1 pseudogene is annotated in these 469 nt (G+C 39.4%); it reads right to left on the bottom strand.

The annotated features are described in order from the left end of the window. Positions 1–469 (bottom strand): annotated as a pseudogene (locus FOI68_RS22855) (IS200/IS605 family accessory protein TnpB-related protein); the annotation flags it as partial.

Raw genomic sequence — 469 nt, 5'->3', positions numbered from 1 at the left:
TTCTTTCGAACCGCAATATCCACTAAAGCAATGGCTTCTGCTTCCAACATTTTTGTGATTTGACCGGAAGTTTTCCCTTCTATCAAAAACGAAAGTTTCCCACTTTCCAAAAAGTTGCCGTCTTTTGAAACATCTGTCCAAGCAATATGATTGTAGTTGCAATCTACTCCGATCACTCCGTCAGAGGTGGAGAAATGAATATATGGATTTGATTCTACATCCACCAAACATTTGATGATATAGTATTTCCCGTGATCTTCCACGGACCAAGAGATTGGTTTTCCGTATTCTTTTTTGTTTTTACATTGGATTTGATCTGTCACCGTTTTATTCACCATTTCTTGGCCGTAAGGGAATATTACTCCCGGAAAGGCAACTACTCTTCCTGTTATCGAGTTCATATGAAGTTCTTTTGTCATTGGATTATAGTGAAACACAAAGTTTCCAGAACCGGCATCTTTCCGGCCGG

Origin of the sequence: Brevibacillus sp. LEMMJ03 (assembly GCF_007197875.1) — a bacterium.
GTDB classification, from domain to species: domain Bacteria; phylum Bacillota; class Bacilli; order Brevibacillales; family Brevibacillaceae; genus Brevibacillus; species Brevibacillus thermoruber.
The sequence above is the reverse complement of the archived record's forward strand: the minus strand, read 5'-3'. Positions and strand labels throughout refer to the sequence as shown.